20 protein-coding genes and 1 pseudogene are annotated in these 21,878 nt (G+C 54.6%); 16 read left to right on the forward strand and 5 right to left on the reverse strand.

Annotation, left to right across the window (positions count from 1 at the left end; genetic code table 11):
• Positions 1–99: 99 nt before the first annotated feature.
• From hemE to E1180_RS07070, 9 genes and pseudogenes are all read left to right on the forward strand, one after another.
• Complete coding sequence (gene hemE / locus E1180_RS07030; RefSeq protein WP_208996980.1) at positions 100–1,128, forward strand: uroporphyrinogen decarboxylase; 1,029 nt, start codon at positions 100–102, stop codon at positions 1,126–1,128.
• Positions 1,129–1,560, forward strand: a pseudogene (gene hemJ, locus E1180_RS07035) (protoporphyrinogen oxidase HemJ); the annotation flags it as partial. It abuts the gene before it with no gap.
• Between the two features lie 281 nt (positions 1,561–1,841).
• On the forward strand, positions 1,842–3,107 hold the full coding sequence (gene rho, locus E1180_RS07040) for a transcription termination factor Rho (protein WP_155190462.1): 1,266 nt from the start codon (positions 1,842–1,844) through the stop codon (positions 3,105–3,107).
• A 3-nt stretch (positions 3,108–3,110) separates the two neighbouring features.
• Entirely contained in the window at positions 3,111–3,788 is a 678-nt protein-coding gene (locus tag E1180_RS07045; protein ID WP_208996981.1) for a GNAT family N-acetyltransferase, read from the forward strand.
• 384 nt (positions 3,789–4,172) lie between these two features.
• The gene (gene mnmE / locus E1180_RS07050) at positions 4,173–5,522 is read left to right on the forward strand and encodes a tRNA uridine-5-carboxymethylaminomethyl(34) synthesis GTPase MnmE (RefSeq protein WP_155190463.1); all 1,350 of its coding nucleotides are present in this window, start codon (positions 4,173–4,175) and stop codon (positions 5,520–5,522) included.
• Positions 5,523–5,903: 381 nt separating this feature from the next.
• Positions 5,904–7,793 carry a tRNA uridine-5-carboxymethylaminomethyl(34) synthesis enzyme MnmG gene (gene mnmG / locus E1180_RS07055; RefSeq protein ID WP_155190464.1) on the forward strand — a complete coding sequence of 630 codons (1,890 nt, stop codon included), beginning with the start codon at positions 5,904–5,906 and terminating at the stop codon, positions 7,791–7,793.
• Complete coding sequence (gene rsmG / locus E1180_RS07060) at positions 7,793–8,455, forward strand: 16S rRNA (guanine(527)-N(7))-methyltransferase RsmG (RefSeq protein WP_155190465.1); 663 nt, start codon at positions 7,793–7,795, stop codon at positions 8,453–8,455. Before mnmG ends, rsmG begins: the two co-directional genes overlap by 1 nt.
• Before the next feature lie 15 nt (positions 8,456–8,470).
• The gene (locus E1180_RS07065) at positions 8,471–9,295 is read left to right on the forward strand and encodes a ParA family protein (protein ID WP_155190466.1); all 825 of its coding nucleotides are present in this window, start codon (positions 8,471–8,473) and stop codon (positions 9,293–9,295) included.
• A 101-nt stretch (positions 9,296–9,396) separates the two neighbouring features.
• Complete coding sequence (locus E1180_RS07070) at positions 9,397–10,302, forward strand: ParB/RepB/Spo0J family partition protein (RefSeq protein WP_155190467.1); 906 nt, start codon at positions 9,397–9,399, stop codon at positions 10,300–10,302.
• Positions 10,303–10,426: 124 nt separating this feature from the next.
• Here the strand turns inward: E1180_RS07070 and holA are convergent, their stop codons facing one another.
• The 4 genes from holA to E1180_RS07090 form a co-directional block, all read right to left on the reverse strand.
• Positions 10,427–11,467, reverse strand: a complete 1,041-nt coding sequence (gene holA / locus E1180_RS07075; RefSeq protein WP_208996982.1) for a DNA polymerase III subunit delta — start codon at positions 11,465–11,467, stop codon at positions 10,427–10,429.
• Between the two features lie 23 nt (positions 11,468–11,490).
• Positions 11,491–12,063 carry a hypothetical protein gene (locus E1180_RS07080; RefSeq protein ID WP_155190468.1) on the reverse strand — a complete coding sequence of 191 codons (573 nt, stop codon included), beginning with the start codon at positions 12,061–12,063 and terminating at the stop codon, positions 11,491–11,493.
• Positions 12,050–14,662 (reverse strand): leucine--tRNA ligase, encoded by a 2,613-nt coding sequence (gene leuS, locus E1180_RS07085; protein ID WP_155190469.1) that lies wholly within the window; start codon positions 14,660–14,662, stop codon positions 12,050–12,052. Before leuS ends, E1180_RS07080 begins: the two co-directional genes overlap by 14 nt.
• 148 nt (positions 14,663–14,810) lie before the next feature.
• Positions 14,811–15,332, reverse strand: coding sequence for a hypothetical protein (locus E1180_RS07090; protein WP_425280905.1), 522 nt, complete (start codon positions 15,330–15,332; stop codon positions 14,811–14,813).
• A 507-nt stretch (positions 15,333–15,839) separates the two neighbouring features.
• Between E1180_RS07090 and E1180_RS07095 the strand changes: the two genes are divergently transcribed.
• The 6 genes from E1180_RS07095 (at position 15,840) to rimM (ending at position 20,383) form a co-directional block, all read left to right on the forward strand.
• Positions 15,840–16,517 (forward strand): YggS family pyridoxal phosphate-dependent enzyme, encoded by a 678-nt coding sequence (locus tag E1180_RS07095; RefSeq protein ID WP_155190471.1) that lies wholly within the window; start codon positions 15,840–15,842, stop codon positions 16,515–16,517.
• A 231-nt stretch (positions 16,518–16,748) separates the two neighbouring features.
• A complete protein-coding gene (locus tag E1180_RS07100) occupies positions 16,749–16,979 on the forward strand; it encodes a hypothetical protein (protein ID WP_155190472.1) in 231 nt (76 codons plus the stop codon).
• A 531-nt stretch (positions 16,980–17,510) separates the two neighbouring features.
• On the forward strand, positions 17,511–19,055 hold the full coding sequence (gene ffh / locus E1180_RS07105) for a signal recognition particle protein (RefSeq protein ID WP_155190473.1): 1,545 nt from the start codon (positions 17,511–17,513) through the stop codon (positions 19,053–19,055).
• Positions 19,052–19,375: a chorismate mutase gene (locus E1180_RS07110; RefSeq protein ID WP_155190474.1), complete on the forward strand. Its 324-nt coding sequence runs from the start codon at positions 19,052–19,054 to the stop codon at positions 19,373–19,375. The genes ffh and E1180_RS07110 overlap by 4 nt, the downstream gene beginning before the upstream one ends.
• Before the next feature lie 19 nt (positions 19,376–19,394).
• The gene (gene rpsP, locus E1180_RS07115) at positions 19,395–19,781 is read left to right on the forward strand and encodes a 30S ribosomal protein S16 (RefSeq protein WP_155190475.1); all 387 of its coding nucleotides are present in this window, start codon (positions 19,395–19,397) and stop codon (positions 19,779–19,781) included.
• A gap of 47 nt (positions 19,782–19,828) precedes the next feature.
• Positions 19,829–20,383, forward strand: a complete 555-nt coding sequence (gene rimM, locus E1180_RS07120) for a ribosome maturation factor RimM (protein WP_155190476.1) — start codon at positions 19,829–19,831, stop codon at positions 20,381–20,383.
• On the opposite strand, the gene E1180_RS07125 is transcribed toward rimM, so the two are convergent.
• Positions 20,332–20,850, reverse strand: coding sequence for a VanZ family protein (locus E1180_RS07125; RefSeq protein ID WP_155190477.1), 519 nt, complete (start codon positions 20,848–20,850; stop codon positions 20,332–20,334). The two genes, rimM and E1180_RS07125, sit on opposite strands and share 52 nt — an antisense overlap.
• 173 nt (positions 20,851–21,023) lie before the next feature.
• Between E1180_RS07125 and trmD the strand changes: the two genes are divergently transcribed.
• Positions 21,024–21,734 (forward strand): tRNA (guanosine(37)-N1)-methyltransferase TrmD, encoded by a 711-nt coding sequence (gene trmD, locus E1180_RS07130; RefSeq protein ID WP_155190478.1) that lies wholly within the window; start codon positions 21,024–21,026, stop codon positions 21,732–21,734.
• Positions 21,735–21,878: the final 144 nt, after the last annotated feature.

A 21,878-nucleotide genomic window follows, 5' to 3' on the forward strand; every position in this document is an offset into this window, starting at 1 on the left:
GTGGATGAAAAAGGATCCCGGTAATCCACTCTCTAATATAAAAAACAGATTCAAATATAGAATCTTATTAGATTTGAAATGTGGGAAAGGCGCGACCGTATGGAATCCAAAGACAGAGCCGTAATGCGGGTTCTCTCAGGTGAAAAAATCTGGCCACCCCCCATCTGGATGATGCGTCAGGCAGGCCGTTATCTCCCCGAATACCGGGAAGTTCGCGCAAAGGCGAAAAACTTTCTCGATTTCTGTTACTCCCCAGATCTTGCAACTGAAGTCACGCTCCAGCCGATCCGCCGGTATGGTTTTGATGCAAGCATCTTGTTTTCGGACATCTTCGTCGTACCGGACGCCATCGGATATCCGGTCAGATTTGAAGAAGGGCGCGGACCTGTTCTGGAACCTCTTTCATCTGAATTGATCGATCGTCTTGAGCAGGATAGGGCCGAAGATCACCTCAAACCGGTCATAGAGACGGTTTCACGGCTTCGGGCGGAGCTGCCTGAGGAAACTACTCTTCTCGGCTTTTGCGGGGCTTGCTGGACGGTCGCCTGTTATTCGGTCGCCGGACACACCACCCAGGACCAGGTGGCCGCACGCGTTGGTGCTTACAAAGACCCGGATCTAATGCAGCGCTTCATCGATGAACTGGTGACAGCGTCGATTTCCTATCTGATCAGGCAATTGGATGCGGGCGCCGATGCGCTTCAGATCTTTGATACCTGGGCAGGTGTTTTGGATGATGCCGGATTTCAGCGCTGGTGCATTGAACCAACGCGCAAGATAGTCGACGGCGTAAAAGCAGCCCGGCCTGGTGCCAAGATCATCGGTTTCCCCAAAGCCTCATCAGCCAGGATGGATGCTTATATCAAGGGAACGGGTGTTGATGCTGTCGGGTTTGATTGGACAGCACCGGATCATCGTGCATTGGAAATCCAGAAACAGGTTCCGATCCAAGGCAATCTGGATCCGATGCGGCTCGTTGCCGGCGGCAAGGCATTGGAAGACGGTGTAGGCCACATCCTGAAGACGTTCGACAAAGGTCCGTTCATCTTCAATCTCGGACATGGTGTCACGCCAGATGCCGATCCTGAGAATGTTGCACGCATGGTTGAGATGGTGAAGAGGGGCTAGCCCATGGATCTTTATCTTTGGGTGAAGGCGATCCACGTCATTTCCATTATCGCGTGGATGGCCGGCTTGTTGTATTTACCGCGGCTGTTTGTCTACCACGTAGACGCAGAGGTTGGCTCGGTCCAATCGGAAACGTTCAAGGTGATGGAACGCCGGCTCTTGAAGGCGATCATGACACCGGCCATGATCGCCTCATGGGTGTTTGGTCTTTGGACCGCCTATGAACTCAATGCCTGGAGCGACGGCTGGTTCCACGCCAAGCTTCTCCTGGTTTTCATCATGTCTGGATTTCACGGGCATTTAGCGAAATGCGTCAAGACCTTCGCAGCCGATCAAAACACCCGGTCCACCCGCTATTTCCGGATGATCAATGAAGTACCCACGGTCATTATGATCGTTGTGGTTATCATGGTAATCGTTAAACCATTCTGACGGGTTATTGATCCTCAAGGGCCGCCAGACATAGCGGCGGCCCCTAGCAAGTTTCTATTTATTTTGCTCACAAAATCGGCAGAATTCCGGGCTTGCGATTCAAAGGAAAACGACGTATCGTTTGGCCCACTTCAAAGCGTAGATGTCTGAGTAGAATAGTATCGGCATCAGACGCATAATCTGGACACATCTAAACGTCTTTCAGATTTTCTGGCCCGGGTTTAAAGCGGTCCAGAGCCACTCTCCGAACAAGTATCCCATAACACCTTCACCCCAACTCGATGCGGGCAATGAAACTTAAAGATCTAAAAGAAAAAACACCGACAGAACTGCTCCAATTTGCTGAAGAGCTGGAAGTCGAAAACGCCAGCACCATGCGCAAGCAGGAGCTGATGTTCGCAATCCTTAAAAACCTGGCAGCACAAGACATCGACATCATCGGCGAAGGTGTCGTTGAAGTGCTGCAAGACGGTTTTGGCTTCTTGAGGTCTCCGGATGCGAACTATCTGCCAGGCCCGGACGACATCTATGTCTCACCATCGCAGATCCGCCGCTTTTCTCTCAGAACCGGCGACACGGTCGAGGGACAGATCCGGAGCCCGAAAGAGGGCGAGCGGTATTTTGCGCTGCTCAAGGTCAACACGATCAATTTCGAAGATCCTGAAAAAGCCCGTCACAAGGTCCATTTCGACAATCTTACGCCGCTGTATCCGGATGAAAAATTCAAGATGGAGATTGAGGATCCAACGGCGAAGGATCTTTCGTCCCGGGTTATCGATCTGGTCGCACCGCTGGGTAAAGGCCAACGCGGGCTCATCACCGCGCCGCCGCGGACAGGTAAAACCGTCTTTCTCCAGAATATCGCCAAATCCATCACCACCAATCACCCGGAATGCTATCTCATCGTTCTTCTGATCGATGAGCGTCCGGAAGAAGTGACCGACATGCAGCGGACCGTTGATGGTGAGGTGGTCTCCTCGACATTTGACGAACCGGCTTCGCGTCACGTTCAGGTCGCTGAAATGGTGATCGAAAAGGCAAAGCGGCTCGTGGAACATGGCCGAGACGTTGTCATTCTGCTGGACTCCATCACCCGCCTGGGCCGGGCGTACAACACAGTTGTTCCGTCCTCTGGTAAGGTTCTTACAGGCGGTGTGGATGCAAATGCCCTGCAACGCCCGAAACGGTTCTTTGGTGCGGCCCGGAACATTGAGCAGGGTGGCTCTTTGACCATCATCGCGACAGCGCTGATCGATACCGGCAGCCGCATGGATGAGGTGATCTTTGAGGAGTTCAAGGGAACGGGTAACTCCGAGATTATCCTCGACCGGAAAATCTCCGACAAGCGTGTTTACCCGGCAATCGACATCCAGCGCTCCGGAACCCGTAAGGAAGAGTTGCTTGTTCCTGCCGAGCGTCTCAAGAAGACTTTTGTGCTCCGCCGGATCCTCAACCCGATGGGGACCGTGGATGCTGTTGAGTTCCTGCTCGACAAGCTCAAACAGACGAAGTCCAACGATGATTTCTTCGACAGCATGAACACTTAAAAAGTGAATGCGGAAATCAATCCGCGATATCAAGAGGCGCGACCCTTAGATGGTTGCGCCTTTTTTGTTTTCTATGTTTCACGTGTATCGTATTTCGATTCGGAAGCGGATTTTATGTCTGACATTCTTTTGGAAACCAATCGGCTCATCTTGCGCAGCTGGCGGGATGACGACCTTGACCCTTTAGCTGAAATTTGTGCTGATCCAGAAGTCATGCGCTATTTTCCGGCAACCCTCAGCCGTGACGAAACAGCGGGTTTGATAAAATGGGCGCGCGACAAGACCAGCAAGGATGGGTTTTGTTTCGGCCCGGTTGAGACAAAGTCAGACGGAGCGTTTTTGGGATTTGTTGGTTTGAGTGTTCCGGATTACCCGAAACCTCTGCCTTTCTTTCCATGTGTCGAAGTGGGGTGGCGTTTGAAACGCTCTGCCTGGGGCATGGGTTATGCGAGCGAAGCCGCAAGAGAGTGGATTCGATTCGGTTTTGAAACCATCGGTCTGAAAGAAATCGTGTCCTTCACCACAGTCACAAATACCCCGTCGCGGCGTGTAATGGAACGGATTGGGATGACTTACAGCCCATCTGAAGACTTTCAACACCCGATGCTGAACGCAGATCATCCGCTTTCCAATCATGTGCTCTACCGGCTGTCGAAATCATCCAGGGATAAGCAAAGGTGAAAATCCGTAGATGAGTAGGGCGCTTATCCGCTCGTTTGATTCACGTGAAACAGGCATACATGCTGGCTTGAATATCCTTCGCGATTGCATTGCACGGTGTTTCACGTGAATCATATTGAATCGGAAGCGGACTAATTGGCCTCACACCTATTGATACCGCCGATTTCCGGGACAGGTTCCTTTGTCTGTTTTGGGTTTGGCCAAGAAATCAGAATCGATAAGATTCACGTCAAACAGGCTTCCCAAAAGCTCAATTTTGAATCGCCTGTGTAACGATGGCAGCGCGTGCGAGCCTGGACCAAATTCCCTTAAACACTGTTTGCAGTGGCTTCCGGCCTCTTGCTAAAGAGGCAGCTCTGATCTTGTCTGAATGGGCCTCATCTTATGAAGGAAACAATCTACGCACTGTCCAGTGGTTCAGTGCCGTCCGGAGTGGCAGTTATCCGGATATCCGGTCCTGCGGTTCGCAAGGTCGTTTCTTCCTTGTGCCGAAAGATACCTACACACCGTCAGACCCAGCTTTCCAAACTCCGTGATCCGCAAACGCGGGAGGTGTTGGATGAAGCGCTGGTCCTTTACTTTCAAGGGCCGAACAGTTTTACCGGTGAAGATGTTGCCGAGATTCACTGCCATGGCGGTCGCGCGGTCGTTGCCGCGGTCCTGAACAGTCTGGCGCAATTTGAAGCGTGCCGGCCTGCAGAACCTGGAGAATTCACGCGAAGGGCATTTGACGGCGGACGTATGGATCTGACGGAAGTCGAAGGCCTGGCAGATCTTATTGCATCGGAAACAGAGAGCCAGCGCAGACAGGCCGTCAGGCAAATGGGCGGGGCGCTGGGCAAGCTCTATGATGATTGGCGGAAACGGCTCATCCATATGCGGGCCATGATCGAAGCCGATTTTGATTTTGCAGACGAAGAAGATGTTCCAGGCAGCGTAGCGGACAAGGTGTGGGCGGAAGCGGGGGAGCTGAAGGCAGAGATCGAAGATCATCTCGTCCGGTCCAAAAGCGGTGAACGTTTGCGGTCGGGTGTCCAAGTGGTTTTGATGGGGGCGCCTAACGCAGGCAAATCGAGCCTGTTGAACGCTATTGCCGGACGGGACGTGGCGATCGTTACGGAAGAGGCTGGCACCACGCGGGATGTTATCGAGGTTCACCTGGATCTTGTCGGCTACCCGGTGACGCTGGTGGATACGGCAGGCCTACGCAAGGCAGAGGGTGTTGTAGAGCAAGAAGGTATCCGCAGGGCTGAACAGCGGGGCCGGGAAGCTGACTTGATATTGTGGGCCGTTGAGCCGGATGGAATTGAAAGCACGGACAAGGACGGCGGTCTGCCAGCCGATCTTTCAACAGAGGTTCCGGTCTGGACGGTCCGTACAAAAGCGGATCTTGAGACTCCTCCGAAACAAGACTCTTCCGGAACAACCATTGATATTCCTGCATCAAGCAAGGATCGTAACGGTGTGAGAGCGCTTTTCGAGGCTCTGACATGTTTTGCCAAAGAAACGATATCGGTATCCGAAGTTCCCCTGGCAACCAGGTCACGGCACCGTCACTATTTGAATGACTGCCTCACCAATCTTGAGAAGGCTGTCACAGCAGATCATTTGCCTGCGGAACTGAGGGCTGAGGATTTGAGGCGGGCGGCCGACGATCTCGGCCGCATTACCGGCCGCATAGATGTCGAAGATCTGCTGGATGTGATCTTCCGGGACTTTTGTATCGGGAAGTGATCTGTTTCACGTGAATCGCTCACTGGCCGCGACTTGTCGATCCTGAACCGTATTGTGTTTCACGTGAATCATCGCAGAAACTGGTGGCTATTCTTATGTCAGACCAGCGGGCGATTAGTCGGGCTCGCATTGCGGCCCAAAGCTGATCGACTATGGAGTAATCGAGCGTCTTTGGCTGTTTTATTTGAAGCGCCCAATGCGCTGAGCTCCCGCACCGGAAAACCCTTTTGACCAATCAGGGTCTCTCAGCGTATAACCAGCGCAATTAACTCCCGGCGAGCCGTGCTTTTGTTTCGGCGCTTGGTCTGGGCCAGATCCCGAAAACAAGATGTGAATATACGGCCGGCCGGCGAAAAGGCTGTCCGGAACAACGGTGAGACTATGGACGGTCAAGTTCTATCGTTTGATGTTGTTGTGATTGGCGGCGGTCACGCGGGCTGTGAAGCCGCCGCTGCGTCTGCGCGTATGGGCGTCAGCACCGCCTTGGTCACACACACATTCGAAACGGTTGGTGTGATGTCGTGTAATCCGGCAATTGGTGGTCTTGGTAAGGGCCACCTCGTGCGCGAGATTGACGCGCTGGATGGTTTGATGGGCCGGGTCGCCGATCAGGGCGGTATCCAGTTCCGGATGCTTAATCGGCGGAAAGGACCAGCGGTTCGCGGGCCGCGGGCCCAGGCTGATCGGAAGTTATACCGGGAAGCGATGCAGCGGGAGATTGCTGCAACAGATAATCTGACTGTCGTCGAGGGCGAGGCGGATCAGCTCCGGTTTTCGATTAATGGAGTGATGCGCTCGGTCACCGGGCTTGTTTTGAAGTCCGGCGAGCTTATCGAAACCAAAGCCATCGTGCTCACCAGTGGTACGTTTCTTCGCGGCCTTATTCATATTGGTGATCAGAAAATTCCAGCAGGCCGTTCCGGTGAGGCGCCAGCAATGGGCTTGTCTCTATCGCTTGAAGAAATAGGCTTCGCGCTTGGCCGCCTGAAGACTGGAACGCCAGCACGGCTTGACGGGCGTACCATCCATTGGGACCGGCTGGAGGAACAGCCCGGTGACGATGAGCCGATCCCGTTTTCGACGCTGACGGACAAGATCTCAACGCCGCAGATCCCATGCCATATTACCCGCACGACACCGGAAACGCACCAGATCATCCGGGACAATCTGAATCGGTCGGCCATGTATTCTGGCGAAATCAAAGGCCAGGGCCCGCGCTATTGCCCGTCGATCGAGGACAAGATCGTCCGCTTTGGCGACCGGGATGGCCATCAGATCTTTCTGGAGCCGGAAGGGCTCGATGATCATACTGTGTATCCGAATGGCATTTCGACATCGCTGCCCGAGGATGCTCAGATCGCCTTTCTGCGCACGATCCCGGGTCTTGAGGATGTTGAAGTGATCCAACCTGGATATGCAATCGAGTATGACCACGTCGACCCGCGTGAGCTTCGGCCAACCCTCGAGGCGAAACGGTGTGCTGGTCTTTACCTGGCAGGGCAAATAAACGGCACAACAGGTTATGAAGAAGCTGGCGCCCAAGGCTTGCTGGCAGGTCTCAATGCCGCGCTTCAGGCGGTTGGGCGGGAGCCGTTCACGGTGGATCGTTCCCAGGGCTATATCGGCGTTATGATCGACGACCTAGTGACACGTGGGATCACCGAGCCATATCGCATGTTCACGTCCCGGGCTGAGTACCGGCTGTCACTGCGGGCGGACAATGCGGATCAACGTCTGACACCGCTTGGCATTGAGCTTGGGTGCGTGTCGGATGCACGCAGAGATGCCTTTGAGACAAAGATGTCACGGCTCGCGGATGTGAGGGAACTGCTTGTCAGCCTCACGGTGACGCCCAACGAGGCGACCAAGAAAGGCCTTCCTGTGAACCAGGATGGGATCCGCCGGTCAGCATTTGACCTTCTGTCTTATCCCAATGTGACGTTTGACCATTTGAAACAGGTCTGGCCGGAGTTGGACCAGATAGAAGAAGCTGTCGTGGAGCAGGTCGCTACAGATGCGCTCTATGCCGTCTATCTGGATCGGCAGCAAGCAGATATCGAAGCACTGAAACGGGATGAAGCGCTGAAGATCCCAGATAGTTTCGATTACGAACGGATCGTTGGTTTGTCTAATGAAGTAAAACAAAAACTGATGTCTGTGCGGCCTGCCACACTTGGCCAGGCCTCCCGCATGGACGGGATGACACCGGCGGCCCTGACCTTGATCCTGTCACACCTGAAACGGCAGTCGGGCGAGCGGGGAGCCGCCTGATGACCTCTGCACCGGTGTTGAAAAGCTCTGGAGAGGTTGTGCGTAAGTATGGGGATGTTTCACGTGAAACGTTGGAGCGTCTACAGATCTATGTTGACCTTGTTTTGAAGTGGCAACCCGCACAAAACCTTGTGGCTCCGTCGACGCTGCCGGAAATCTGGACCCGTCACATCGCGGACAGTCTTCAAACCCAATGGAGTTATCCAGAGGCTCAAACGTGGGTAGATATCGGAAGCGGGGGTGGCTTTCCAGGGATTGTCACGGCGATCCTGCTGGCAGACCGGTCAGATGCCCATGTCCATCTTATCGAAAGCAATCAGCGGAAAGCAGCTTTCCTTCGGACCGCCTTGAGAGAGACCGGCTCCAACGGAACAGTCCATCCCGGCCGGATCGAATCGGTTGCGAAAGAGTGGGCGCATGGAAAAGTTGATGTAGTCTCGGCAAGGGCGCTGGCGTCTCTTGATCTGCTTTTTAAGCTGTCAGAGCCATTTACAGCCCAGGGTGCGCGGGCTGTTTTCCACAAAGGGCAGGATTTTCAGCGCGAAGTTAACGAAGCCTCTGACAGATGGCGGTTTGATCTGGTAGAACAAACTAGTCTTGTAGATCCTACGAGCCGGATGCTCCTTTTTTCGAACATATCAGCCCGGCCGAGCAGCCTTTAAGGAAGGTGTTGTGCAATGAGCATGCTTCCCGAAACTCCGCGCGTTCTTGCGCTTGCCAACCAAAAAGGTGGTGTCGGTAAGACGACAACGGCAATTAACCTTGGAACCGCTTTGGCGGCGATTGGCGAAAAAGTCTTGGTGATCGACCTTGATCCACAGGGCAACGCATCGACCGGTCTTGGGATCGAACATCGTGACCGTGGCCTGTCCACCTACGAAATCCTCAGTGGAGACTGTTCTCTCGCAGAGGCCGTCCGTGAAACAGATGTGCAGAGGCTTTGGGTTGCGCCGTCGACAATGGACCTTCTGGGTCTAGAGTTGGAAATCGCTTCCACTGGCGACAGAGCGTTCCGCTTGAGAAACGCTATCCAGGCGCTCACCCAGTCCCGGTTGTTTGAGGAAATCGGCTTTACGTATGTGCTTGTCGACTGCCCGCCGTCTTTGAACCTTCTGACGATCAACGCCTTGTCTGCCTCCCATTCGATCCTTGTGCCGCTTCAATGCGAGTTCTTCGCGCTGGAAGGTCTCAGCCAGCTTCTGAGCACGGTCGAGCAGGTGAAGAACGCGTTGAATTCAGAGCTGAGCATTCATGGGATCGTTTTGACCATGTATGACAGCCGTAACAATCTCTCCAGTCAAGTGGTTGCCGATGTGCGCGAAACCATGGGCAATGCGGTTTATGAGACCATCATTCCGCGGAATGTCCGGATCTCCGAGGCGCCATCTTATGGAAAACCGGCTCTCCTATACGATCTGAAATGCGCCGGCAGCCAGGCCTATTTGCGGCTTGCGTCCGAGATTATCCAGCGCGAGCGGCAGCTGCGCAAAGTCGCGGCTTAACCGGCAGTCGAATCGGATCCGGTTCAATTTGTATGTTCGCCAGCGCCTTTTGAAAGCGGGGGCTGGCTGCGTGATATTCAAAGAAAATGAAAAGGTGCGGCATGGCGGAAAAAGACGTCAAAAACAAGCGTCTCGGCCGGGGATTGGCGGCTCTTATCGGTGATTCAGCCCCTGAAGCCTCACCACCACCGGAAAAGGTCATTCGGGACAGCCGGAAGGTCCCAATTGAGCATCTTGAGCCCAATCCCAGAAATCCGCGCAAGACCTTTACCGAAAAGGATCTGGCGGATCTTGCCGAGTCCTTGAAAGCCAAGGGGATTGTACAGCCGATCCTGGTCCGCCCAGCTGCAGGCAAGACGGACCGCTTTGAGATTATTGCGGGTGAGCGCCGCTGGCGGGCAGCTCAACGGGCCGGTTTGCATGAGGCGCCCATCATCATCCGGGACGTGACCGACCAGGAAGCGCTCGAACTTGCCATCATTGAAAACGTCCAGCGAGCGGACCTCAATCCCATCGAAGAGGCAATGGGGTATGAGCAACTGACGGCAGAGTTCAGCTACAGTCAGGGCGAGTTGGCGAAGGTTATCGGCAAAAGCCGAAGCCATGTGGCAAATACTATGCGCCTTTTGAAACTTCCCAATTCGGTAAAAGATTATCTTGCTGAGGGCCTTTTGACGGCCGGCCATGCACGCGCATTGATCACGGTTGAAGATCCTGCAGCTCTTGCGGAGCTAATCGTCGAAAAAGGGCTAACGGTCCGCGACGCGGAAAAGATCGCTCAGGACCCGGCTGCCCTTGCGAAAATAAAGGGCGAGGCGGCGCCGGCAGAGAAACCGCAGAAAGATGCAGATACCAAGGCGCTGGAGAAGCGTTTGACAGATACCCTTGGGCTTAAGGTTACGGTCGGTCATAAACCGGGCAAGGAAACTGGTGATTTGAAGATCAAATACACATCGCTTGAGCAGCTTGACGAGCTTTGCAAAAAGCTTGGTGTGCAAGTCCGATGAAATTGAGGCGCTCTTCAGAGTGACTGGCTTTAACGACAAACCCCGCCGTAACTGGCGGGGTTTTTGTCTGGCTTGTCGGAGAAGAAAGTTATTTTAACAATATCAATGACTTGAACATGTCTTGTCATCGCCGCTGGTTGCGGGCCCGTGCGGCCCTGCCAATTGTCAGTAAAGCTTCTGAAAGGACAGGGACACCGAGATTGTCGTTCAGCCGCGAGACTTTGGTTGCCTCCGCGAGGATTCCCAAAGCCCGTTCCAGATCCTTCAAGGCCCAAATCCGAAGTTGCTGCGCAAACCTGGGTTTCCGTGAAAAGAAAATTGGCGGCCGCTGGCTGTCAACGACTTGCTGGGTGTTTTTACTTGCGTCTATGTCAATCCGCATCCGGTGCAGTTGCTGGAAGTGCTTCAGCGCCTGATTGGCAATGACGGACGCCTTGGATCCCGCATCTGTGAGGCGTTCAAGACCATGATCCAGTGTTGTGAGATCACCGCCAGCTGCCGCATCGATCAGCTCTGAGGTCTCGAAGGCAGACGCATCGCCAATTATGGCTTCAACATCTTCGCTTTCGATCCGTTCCTTGCTCATGGCGTAAAGACAAAGCTTTTTCAATTCCCCGCGGCTGGCCATGCGGTCGCCGCCGAGAAGACTGTGCAAGGCCGCTCGGGCTTCTCTGGAGATCGCAAGTCCGGCCTCCCGCGTTTCTTCATCAATCAGGGTGTCGATGCCGCGGTCGTTATCGGAATAACAGGGAATCGCGACCGCACGTTTATGCGGCTCGATGAGCTTCCGCAGCCCAACGCCCTTTTTTATGTCTCCTGCTTCAAGAACAACGAGCGTTTGCCAGTCATCAAGCTTGAGCACTGGTTCAACACTGGGCGTAAGGTTCTTTCCGCTTGCATCCTTTACCCAGATAATCCGCCGGCCGCCAAACAAGGGAACGGTTAAAACTTCGTCGATCAGCCGGTCTGCGTCAGAGCTTAGGTCCGATGCATCAATTTTGACCAGATTGAATGGGTCGTCATCGCCTTCGGAGGCCTTTGCAACCAGGCGCGTTGCGCGTTCCGAGACAAGGCCGGTGTCTGGACCGAAGATCAAAACCACGCCGCCGCCATTGGGCGGGGTGGCAATAAACCGGTCGATTTCCGCAGCTTTCAATGCTGTCACGGGACCCTGCCTCGAAAAAGGTCCTAAGACCTGCTGGCGAAATGGCCTGCAAGCCGTGCTGTTATGTCGTCAGCCACGGACTTAGCGACGCGTTCCTGTGCATCACGATAAGCCCGCTGATTGGCAAAGCGTTGATCCGAAAAGTCGTAGGAAGCCGACTTGAAGGACCTGCCGGTCATCAGGGTTTCATTCGTATTGATGTCGCTGAGTACGAATGTGGAATTCATCGTGGTCGTGTACGCGGACGGAACGTCAGCAAATTGCTCGACGCCAACATCGGAACTGCTGACATCGATGAGCACCTTCAGCCGGTAACGTTTGGCAGGGCTGCCCGCGCCCCGCTCCAGATTAAAGGTGAGCTCATTGTAGAGCACCCGGGCTGCATCTTCGTTGGCGAACTGGCTGGAGATGGAGTCCAGATCTATGGCCGCCAGATCATCCGCAACCATGGAGGTTGCGCCAAACTCGCCGGACGTTGTGCCGTATAGGGGGCGGACCTGGCAGCCGCTCAGAGCGATGCCGGTGAGGACGAGGCCGCCGAACACGGCGGCCTTAAAAACTCTTGTGTGCGTGTTTTTCAGGTCAAACAACAACATTCACAATCCTTTGCGGCACAACAATAAGCTTCTTCGGAGAGTTGCCATCAAGTGCCTTTTGGACAAAGTCGAGCGCCAACGTAGCTGCTTCGACCGCCTCTTTGGAAGCCTCTTTTGAAATTGTCAGCTCGCCGCGGCGTTTTCCGTTAATCTGGATCGGGTAAATGACGGTATCGTCAACTAGAAGACTGTCATCTGCCTTTGGCCAGGAAGCTTCGGAAATGAGGTTGTCATGTTCGAGCGCAGACCAGCATTCTTCCGCCAGATGCGGCATCATGGGCGCCATCATCTGCACGAGGAAGTCGGCAGCTTCGCGCACTGCATATTCCTTGCCCGAGCTGTCAATGCCTTCACTGACTGCTTTGCTGATCGTGTTGACCAGTTCATAGAGCTTCGCGACGGCACGGTTAAAGCCAAGGCTTTCCAGATCCTTGGAGACAGCTGCAAGCGTCTTGTGCGCGGCGCGGCGGACCTCGAGGCCCTTGTCGTCAATGTCCTGAAGGGATCCACTGCGCGGTTCGGTGTTCTCCGCGATTTCGCTAATGAGGCGCCACACCCGCTGGACAAAGCGCCAGGCCCCTTGGACGCCGTCTTCGGTCCAGATAACGTCGCGCTCAGGCGGGGAATCGGAGAGCATGAACCAGCGGGCGGTGTCCGCGCCATAGGTGTCTATGATGTCCGTTGGGTCGACTGTGTTTTTCTTCGACTTGGACATTTTTTCGATAGATCCGATCGATACGGCTGCCCCTGTTGCAGCCTCGATGGCAACGCGGTTTCCATTGTCTTCGGAGATCTGGATATCTGCAGGGCTCAGCCACTGGCCATCCGCTGATTTATAGGTCTCGTGAGTGACCATGCCCTGTGTGAAGAGCCCCTTGAACGGTTCTTTCAGATCCAGAGCACCAACTTTCTGCATCGCCCGTGTGAAGAACCGCGAATAAAGCAGGTGCAGGATCGCGTGCTCAATGCCGCCAATATACTGGTCGACCGGAAGCCAACCATTTGCAGCTGACGGATCCGTGGGCTGGTCATGACCGGGCGCGGTGAACCGGGCAAAATACCAGGACGAATCCACGAACGTGTCCATCGTGTCGGTTTCACGTTTTGCCGGTTTGCCGCAATTCGGACACGTGGTGTCCCGCCATGTCGGGTGGCGGTCGAGCGGGTTACCCGGTTTGTCGAAATTGATGTCGTCCGGAAGCTCGACCGGGAGGTTTTCATCCTTTTCCGGAACAACGCCGCATTCATCGCAATGGATAACCGGGATGGGACAACCCCAGTAGCGCTGACGGGAAATGCCCCAATCCCTCAGGCGGTAGTTTACCTGACGTTCTGCCTGGGCAGTTCCGTCCACCTGAATGGCTTCGAGTTTTTCTGCAACAGCGTTTTTCGCGTCGCCGATTGTCATGCCGTCCAGGAAACCGGAATTGAAGATCGTGCCGTCGTCCGTAAACGCCTCATCGCCGATCTCAAAGCTTGCCGGATCGGCGTCCTTGGGCAGCACAACCGGTTTGACGGGCAGATCATATTTGCGGGCGAAATCGAGGTCCCGCTGGTCGTGCGCGGGACAGGCGAAAATGGCGCCGGTGCCGTAATCCATCAAAATGAAATTGGCGACGTAAACCGGCAGCTCGATCGACGCATCCAGCGGATGCTTGACCCTCAGACCGGTATCAATGCCTTTTTTCTCAGCCTTCTCGATAGCTTCCTCAGACGTGCCGACCCGGCGGCATTCGTCGATAAACTCTTTAAGGTCCGGGTTGGTCTCGGCCAGCTTGACCGAAATAGGATGGTCAGGCGACAGGCCCATAAAGGACGCGCCGAACAGGGTGTCCGGCCGGGTGGTGAAGATCTCCAGGGTTTTGTCGCCTGTGGGAGCGGTGCTGACGAATTCAAAGCGTACCCGCAATCCTTCCGAGCGCCCAATCCAGTTTTTCTGCATCAGGCGGACTTTGTCCGGCCAGCGGTCCAGCGTATCAATCGCTTCCAGAAGGTCCTCCGAGTAGTCGGAAATCTTGAAGAACCATTGGGTCAGTTCCCGCTGTTCGACCAACGCACCAGACCGCCAGCCGCGCCCGTCAATAACCTGCTCGTTCGCCAGGACGGTCATATCGACCGGGTCCCAGTTGACCTTGGCGTTCTTGCGGTAAACGAGGCCAGATTCCAGGAACTTCAGGAACAGGCGCTGCTGCTGCGTGTAATAGGACACATCGCAAGTCGCGAATTCCCGGCTCCAATCGAGGGACAGCCCCATGATCTTGAGCTGCTCGCGCATGGCGGCAATGTTGTCATAGGTCCAGTCCTTTGGATGAACCTTATTTTGCATGGCCGCATTTTCTGCCGGCATGCCGAACGCATCCCAGCCCATCGGATGCAAGACATTAAAGCCTTTTGCACGCTTGAACCGCGCGACCACATCGCCCATCGCGTAATTGCGCACATGACCCATGTGGATCCGGCCAGACGGATACGGAAACATCTCAAGGACGTAATATTTTTCCCTTGGGTCGTCATTGTCTGTGACGAATACGTCTTTGTCGTTCCAAGTCTTTTGCCAGCGCGCTTCAACCTCGCGGGCGTTGTACCGTTCCGTAGCCATCAATTTGCCGTTTGTTTGCCGCCTGATCCGGCGGATCTCCTGATTATGCGTCGGCGGGACTTTCGTGGAAGAGATGTTCCGCAGTCAACATGCATAGGGTGAAATGTTTGTGCCTTGCTGTTTAATCCGCTGGGCAATATCCGTAAAGCTATTGTGTCTGTGAATCTGCCTTATCGGCCCGGCGCTTTTTCATACCGGTGTCCCAGATTTCGATCATGCTGGCTGCATCCGGATGTTTCCGGCTGAACATGATGTAAAGCGGAATGGTCCGGATCGGATCGCTATAGGTGATTTCGTCTGCCGCAGCCTCCAGAAACTGCTGCTTTTGAACAATCCCGGAGATATCGTTTTCGATGAAGATATCCGCACGGCCGTGATACAGCATGTTCCACGCTTCTTCTTCGGTGGCGACGATCTGAAAAATGACGTCTTCCTTGGCCAAGACGGTTTCGTACCAGTATCCGCCAACACCAACAACGGTCAGTGACTGTTCTTTGAGTTCTTCAAATGACAGCGGAGGCAGGCCGGCAGGGAACCGGTCCTTACGATAGAAATACACATCCGTCAGATCTTCGATCGGTTCATTTGCGTAGATGTAATCCGCATCCCGTTCTTCGAGATAAGACCAAGAGAAAGTCGCCGGAAACGTTCCCGATTTTGTAAGCTGCAATGAGCGCCGCCAGGGAAAAAATTCCAGACTGATTTCATGGCCTTGCGAATGAAAAATCTCTCGTATCAGCTTGCTGTGGAGACCGTAGCCGGGCTGTTCTTGAGAAACAAACGGTGGCCATTCACCAACTGCGAAGGCAAATTTGTCCGAGCTTGCCGGTGTTGCCGTTGCAATCAACAACGGCAGCAATAAAAAACGGCAAATGAACTTTGAAACCACGTAGCCTCCAAAACACTATCCTCTAATAGAATAAACCGCTTACCCAAAGAAAATGTAAAACCACCACTGATTTATACTTGAATTCAAGCAACCCTTGTTTGAGTTAATGTGAAACTGAATTGGGGTGACCTTTGGCGACCATGGTTTCGGGTTCCTGAACATGGTCCCAAGGTTCCATCTTGTTTGACTGCTGCGGTGTTGCAGCACTTTGACTTTTCAAGGTAAACGCCCGACTTAAAGCTTTCCGGGGTCAGGCCCGGCAGTAAATTCTTGAAACGGACCAAAACCATGTCTTCCAGCTCGCATGCACTTCATGAAGTGGCCGCTCACGTTAAAAAAATGGAGGCAGACGCCAACCGGCATGCGGGCGATGTAACCCTTATCGCTGTCTCCAAAACGTTTGACGCTGAAACAATCAGGCCTGTTCTGTCGGCCGGATATCGCGTTTTTGGTGAAAACAGGGTCCAAGAGGCGATGGGGAAATGGCCGGACCTTCGAAAGGAGTTCGATGGCATTGAACTCCATTTGATCGGGCCTTTGCAGTCCAACAAGGCCAAGGAAGCGGTTGCCACGTTCGATGTCATCCACACCGTGGACCGGATGAAGATTGCAAAGGCGCTGAAATCCGAGATGGACAAACAGTCAAGGGACCTTCCTTGTTTCGTCCAGGTGAACACGGGGGAAGAGCCCCAAAAGGCAGGAGTTCCGCCGCTGGAGGCCGATGCGTTTATCCGTCAATGCCAGGATGAAATCGGCCTGAACATCATTGGTTTAATGTGCATCCCGCCCGTTGACGAAGCGCCCGGAGAACATTTCGCGCTGCTGCAGAAAATGGCCGGTGCCAATGGCTTGACTAAGCTCTCGATGGGCATGTCTTCCGATTATCCTATTGCCATTGGATTCGGCGCAACTCATGTGCGGGTTGGTTCGGCGATTTTCGGCGCGCGGGATTACGTGACTGACTAAAGCGGTGATTTGCCACAAAGCGGTCACGTTATCGAAAAAATTGACAATATCTTGATGGCAGTTTGACCGGCACAAACTGGCGGTCATGACAATGCCCAGACCTTTTCCAAATCCGGTCCTTTGACAGCCGCGTTCCAGCTGCAGCTTGGAGCCGTTCCGATTTGCTCGATCGCAGGGGTCTTGCAGGTGGACGGAACAATCAGACCAAAACCATTATTTGGAGGTCATCTCATGTCCAAACGTCTTACAGCCGCTCTTTTGATCGGTGCCTTCACCGCTTCGTCTGCAGCGCTTGCACAGGGCATGTCCTTTGAAGCTGTCGATGGCAACCAGGACGGCTTTGTTACGTTTGAAGAAATGACGGCCGTTGCGCCGGACATTACCGAGGATGTTTTCCTGGCTGCAGATGTGAATCAGGACCAAATGCTTGATCCGGCTGAATTCCAGACAGTCCAGCCGTAAAGCCCGACCCAAACCGTCCCGGGCTTGAAGGCTTCAGAGATTACAGGTTCTTGGGACTGTTTGCAGGAAACCACCGCCGGAAGGTCACGCCGGCGGTGGTTTTTGGTTTTGGGGGCGCCTGGCGGAGATCATAAAGTTGTTCGTGCGGGTTCCTGGAGCTGTGACGGCGTTTGGCTAGGCTGCTGTTTTCTCTTCAGGTGCATCAGAGTGCGTTGAGTAAACACCTAACGTCTGGTTTGCTGGTTCCGAACTGGTAACGACGAGGGCCTTGGTGCGCTTCATTTGGTGTGTTCCTTGACTCCTTGCCCCCTTTCCGGCATAAGCCCGCGAACTCCATATGAGTGACTAACAATTTGATCCGCCGACCGGGACCCGCAAAGGTTTAAAGAGATCCCGGAGGTCAACACCCGACAGCGCGATGCGCCCTCGGGTGTCAAACTGCTTTGCGCAGTTCGATGCGGTTGGATTTTGACGGTGGTTGACCATATGGTGCGGGTTGTTTCCCGCAATGACGACGTTAAGGACTCTTGGATGTTTGAAAGCCTGTCAGATCGCCTCAGCGGAATTTTCGACAAGCTCACCGGCCGCGGTGCGCTGTCCGAAAATGACGTCAACGAAGCGCTGCGCGAAATCCGCCGGGCTTTGATTGAAGCGGACGTGGCGCTGCCGATTGTACGCTCGTTCACCGACAAGGTCCGCAACCGCGCCGTTGGCGCCGAGGTTGTCAAATCGGTCACTCCGGGTCAGATGGTCGTCAAGATCGTCCATGACCAGCTCATCGAGATGCTCGGCAGTGAAGGTCAGCCGATTGATCTGAACGCCCCGGCTCCGGTCGCCATCATGATGGTTGGCCTTCAAGGCTCTGGTAAGACCACCACAACTGCCAAAATCGCCCGACGCATGACCCAGCGCGACAAGCGCAAGGTTCTCATGGCGTCGCTTGATACCCGCCGCCCGGCGGCGCAAGAGCAGCTCAAGGTGCTGGGCGAACAGAACACTGTCGACACCCTGCCGATCATTGAAGGTCAGGGCCCTGTCGAGATCGCCAAACGGGCCATGTCCGCGGCCAAGCTCGGCGGATATGACGTCGTTCTTCTGGATACGGCCGGCCGTATCCATATTGATGAGCCGCTGATGGTGGAGATGGCCGAGGTCAAGGCCGCCGCCAATCCGCACGAAATTATCCTTGTCGCGGACAGTTTGACCGGTCAAGACGCGGTCAATCTCGCAAATAACTTCGACGAGCGCGTGGGCATCACCGGGATTGCACTCACGCGTATGGATGGTGACGGGCGTGGTGGTGCAGCCCTTTCCATGCAGGCGGTTACCGGAAAGCCGGTCAAGCTGATCGGCACCGGCGAAAAGTCCGACGCGCTGGAAGACTTCCATCCGAAACGGATTGCAGACCGAATCCTCGGCATGGGCGATATTGTTTCGCTTGTCGAGAAAGCGTCCGAAGCCATCGATGCCGAACAGGCTGCCAAGATGGCGAAGAAGATGCAGAAGGGTCATTTCGACCTGGAGGATCTCGCCGAGCAGCTCAAGCAGATGGAAAAGCTGGGCGGAATGTCCGGCATGATGGGCATGCTGCCGGGCGTCGGCAAGATGAAGAAGCAAATTGCCGCTTCCGGCCTGGACGACAAGATGTTCAAGCGCCAGATCGCGATTATTCAGTCGATGACACCGACCGAGCGCAAGAAGCCAGACCTTTTGAAAGCCAGCCGCAAAAAGCGGATCGCTGCCGGATCAGGTGTTGAGGTGGCTGAGGTCAACAAGCTTTTGAAAATGCACCGCCAGATGGCGGACATGATGAAAAAGATGGGCAAGGGCAAAGGCATGCTCGGCAAGCTGATGGGCGGCATGGGCGGTGGAATGCCCGATGTCGATCCGAAGCAGCTGGAAGAAATGGCCAAGTCCGGCCAGATGCCGGGCGGTATGGATTTGCCCAAAGGCCTTCCAGGCGGAATGCCCGGGCTTGGCGGTCCGGGATTGCCACCTGGCATGCCGGGGCTGCCGGGATTGAGCGGTCCAAAAATGCCGGGGCTTCCCGGCATGGGCAAGGGTAAGAAGCGATGAGCCAGGCTGAAACCCAATTGGGCCAAAGCGCGGCCCTCGACGAATTGAAATCCCTGCGCGGATCAATCGATAACATCGACGCAGCGCTCATTCACATGCTCGCGGAACGGTTCAAATGCACCCAGAAAGTGGGTGTTTTGAAAGCCAATAACGACCTGCCGCCGGCTGATCCGGCGCGGGAAAAAATTCAGATCGAGCGGCTGCGGAAACTGGCAGCCGACGCCAATCTCGATCCTGACTTTGCCGAGAAACTTCTGAACTTCATCGTTCGCGAAGTGATCCGGCACCATGAAGCCATTGCCGCTGAAACCGGCAACTGAAACATACTGGAGATAAAAAATGGCTACGAAAATTCGCCTCGCACGTGGCGGTTCCAAGAAACGCCCATACTACCGCATCGTTGTTGCCGACATCCGCGCGCCGCGCGATGGCCGCTTCATTGAAAAGGTTGGCTCTTACAACCCGATGCTGCCGAAAGATTCCGAAGAGCGCGTTCAGCTTAATGTTGAGCGTATTCAGTACTGGCTCGGCACCGGCGCGCAGCCGACAGACCGTGTGCACCGTTTCCTCGATGCGGCCGGCCTGTTGAAGCGCGAGCCGCGCAACAACCCGAAAAAAGCTCAGCTGGGCCGTAAGGCGCAAGAGCGTCTCGACGAGAAGAAAGCCGCTGAAGAAGAAGCTGCCGCCGCTGCTGCTGAAGCTACAGAAGAAGCTGCTGCCGAGTAATATGATGATGGGTGCTGTTGCGCTGAACTGGTCCGGAGACCTTTGACATGGCGTTGAAAGAAACGTCCAAAGTGCTCATGGCCCGGATCGGCGCAGCACACGGTATCCGCGGAGAAGTGCGGGTCAAGGCATTTGGCGACGACCCGCTCTCCTTTGCCGACTATGGTATCCTGACCACCAAAGATGGCAGCCGCTCGTTCGAGGTGGACAGAGCGCGGGTTCAGAAAACCGTCGTGATCACCAAATTCAAGGCGATCAACGACCGGAACCAGGCGGAAGAGCTTAATGGTCTTGAGCTTTTCATCAGCAGGGATCAACTTCCTGAACCCGATGAGGACGAATTTTACTATTCAGATCTCAACGGCCTGGCTGTTACTGAAACTGATGGATCCGAAATCGGTAAGGTTGTTGCGGTCCAGGATTTTGGCGCGGGTGACCTCCTTGAGATCCGCCCAATGCGCGGGAAGACATTCTACGTGCCGTTTACGCGCGAGTTCGTACCCAAAGTGGATGTTCAGTCGGGAACGTTGACCGTAAGTCTTCCAGATGACTACTTGTCGGACGATGAATCCGGCCGCTCTTCGGATGAGCCGGACAGGTAACGGGTCCGGACCGGTTCCAAACCCATCTGCGTTAGATCCAAATCGTCCTGCTTATCATGCAGCGCCTGGCGTGTTTCTGACCGGATCAGCGCGATCAACGCGACCGTTAATGCAACACCAATCGCGTTCGCGAATGTGTCAGGCAATGACATTTGATGATGGGGAAGGAAACCTTGAACAACCTCGCCCGCGATCCCCAATGCGAATGCAACAAGTGCTGAAATCCGCAATCGGCAGCAAAAGAACGCGTGGATCGAGAGCGTCAGAAGCGCAAAAAAGCCGATATGAATGACCTTGTCATACGGATGATCGACGCCGGTCTCGAACACGAGCCCGATCAAAACGCCAAAAACCACGAGAACGAAAAGCGGAATTAAGCGGCTCAGCGACACATCCAAGTAGTGCTGGTCAACCCGGTCCTGAATAATCGCCGGAAGCTTTAAGCGTATGACTGGGAATTTAATCAAGACACAAAACCTGTTTAAACCAGCTTGATACAGAACATAACTATGATTAATCAGAGCTTTCCGGCGGCTCGAAATCCGCATTAGAGATAGCTTTACGCTTGGCTAGGTAAATGCATTCTTAATCGGATGTCCTGAATTGGTATGGGGCTCCTAGAGTAAGCAGAACGGATGGCATGGGATTTAGCGCGAATATTCTGACACTCTATCCGGAAATGTTTCCGGGCCCTTTGGGACAAAGCCTGTCCGGCAAAGCGCTCGAGAAGGGTTTGTGGGGGCTGGAAACCACGCAGGTTCGCGACTTTGCCAAAGACAAACACCGGTCCGTTGATGATACGCCGGCAGGCGGTGGTGCAGGGATGGTGCTCCGGGCGGACATCCTGGCGCTTGCGATTGATGCAGTAGCCAAGCCCGATGACCCCAGGCCCCGTCTTCTCATGAGCCCACGCGGCCTTCCCTTCACGCAGAAACGGGCTCATGAACTGGCAGAGGGCCCGGGCGCAATCATCGTGTGCGGGCGATTTGAAGGCATTGATCAGCGGGTTATCGACAGCCGCCAACTTGAGGAAGTTTGTATCGGCGATTATATCCTGTCCGGTGGGGAGATTGCTGCCATCACCATGCTGGACGCAATTGTGCGCCTCATTCCGGGCGTCATGGGCAATATGGAAAGCGCAGACACGGAGAGTTTCGAAACGGGTCTTCTGGAACATCCGCACTACACACGCCCGTCGGAGTTTGAAGGCATGGCGATCCCTGAGGTTTTGACTTCCGGGAACCACAAGAAGATCCATGACTGGCGGCTGGCGGAAGCGGAACGCATTACCCGCGAGCGGCGTCCAGACCTTTGGTCCCGCTATGTTTGCGATGAAGACGAAGTGGACTGAAGAATCCACATGACAAGTAACTGATTTTCCTGTAAGAGCCTGCCACGTTGGACAGTGTTGCGTTCCGAAAGTGTGCAATGCTGACTGGGCAAGGATCTTAAGATCCGGAAAAGCTCATAAATATCCGGCAGATATGCAACATGG

This window comes from Roseibium denhamense (genome assembly GCF_009711415.1).
GTDB classification, from domain to species: domain Bacteria; phylum Pseudomonadota; class Alphaproteobacteria; order Rhizobiales; family Stappiaceae; genus Roseibium; species Roseibium denhamense.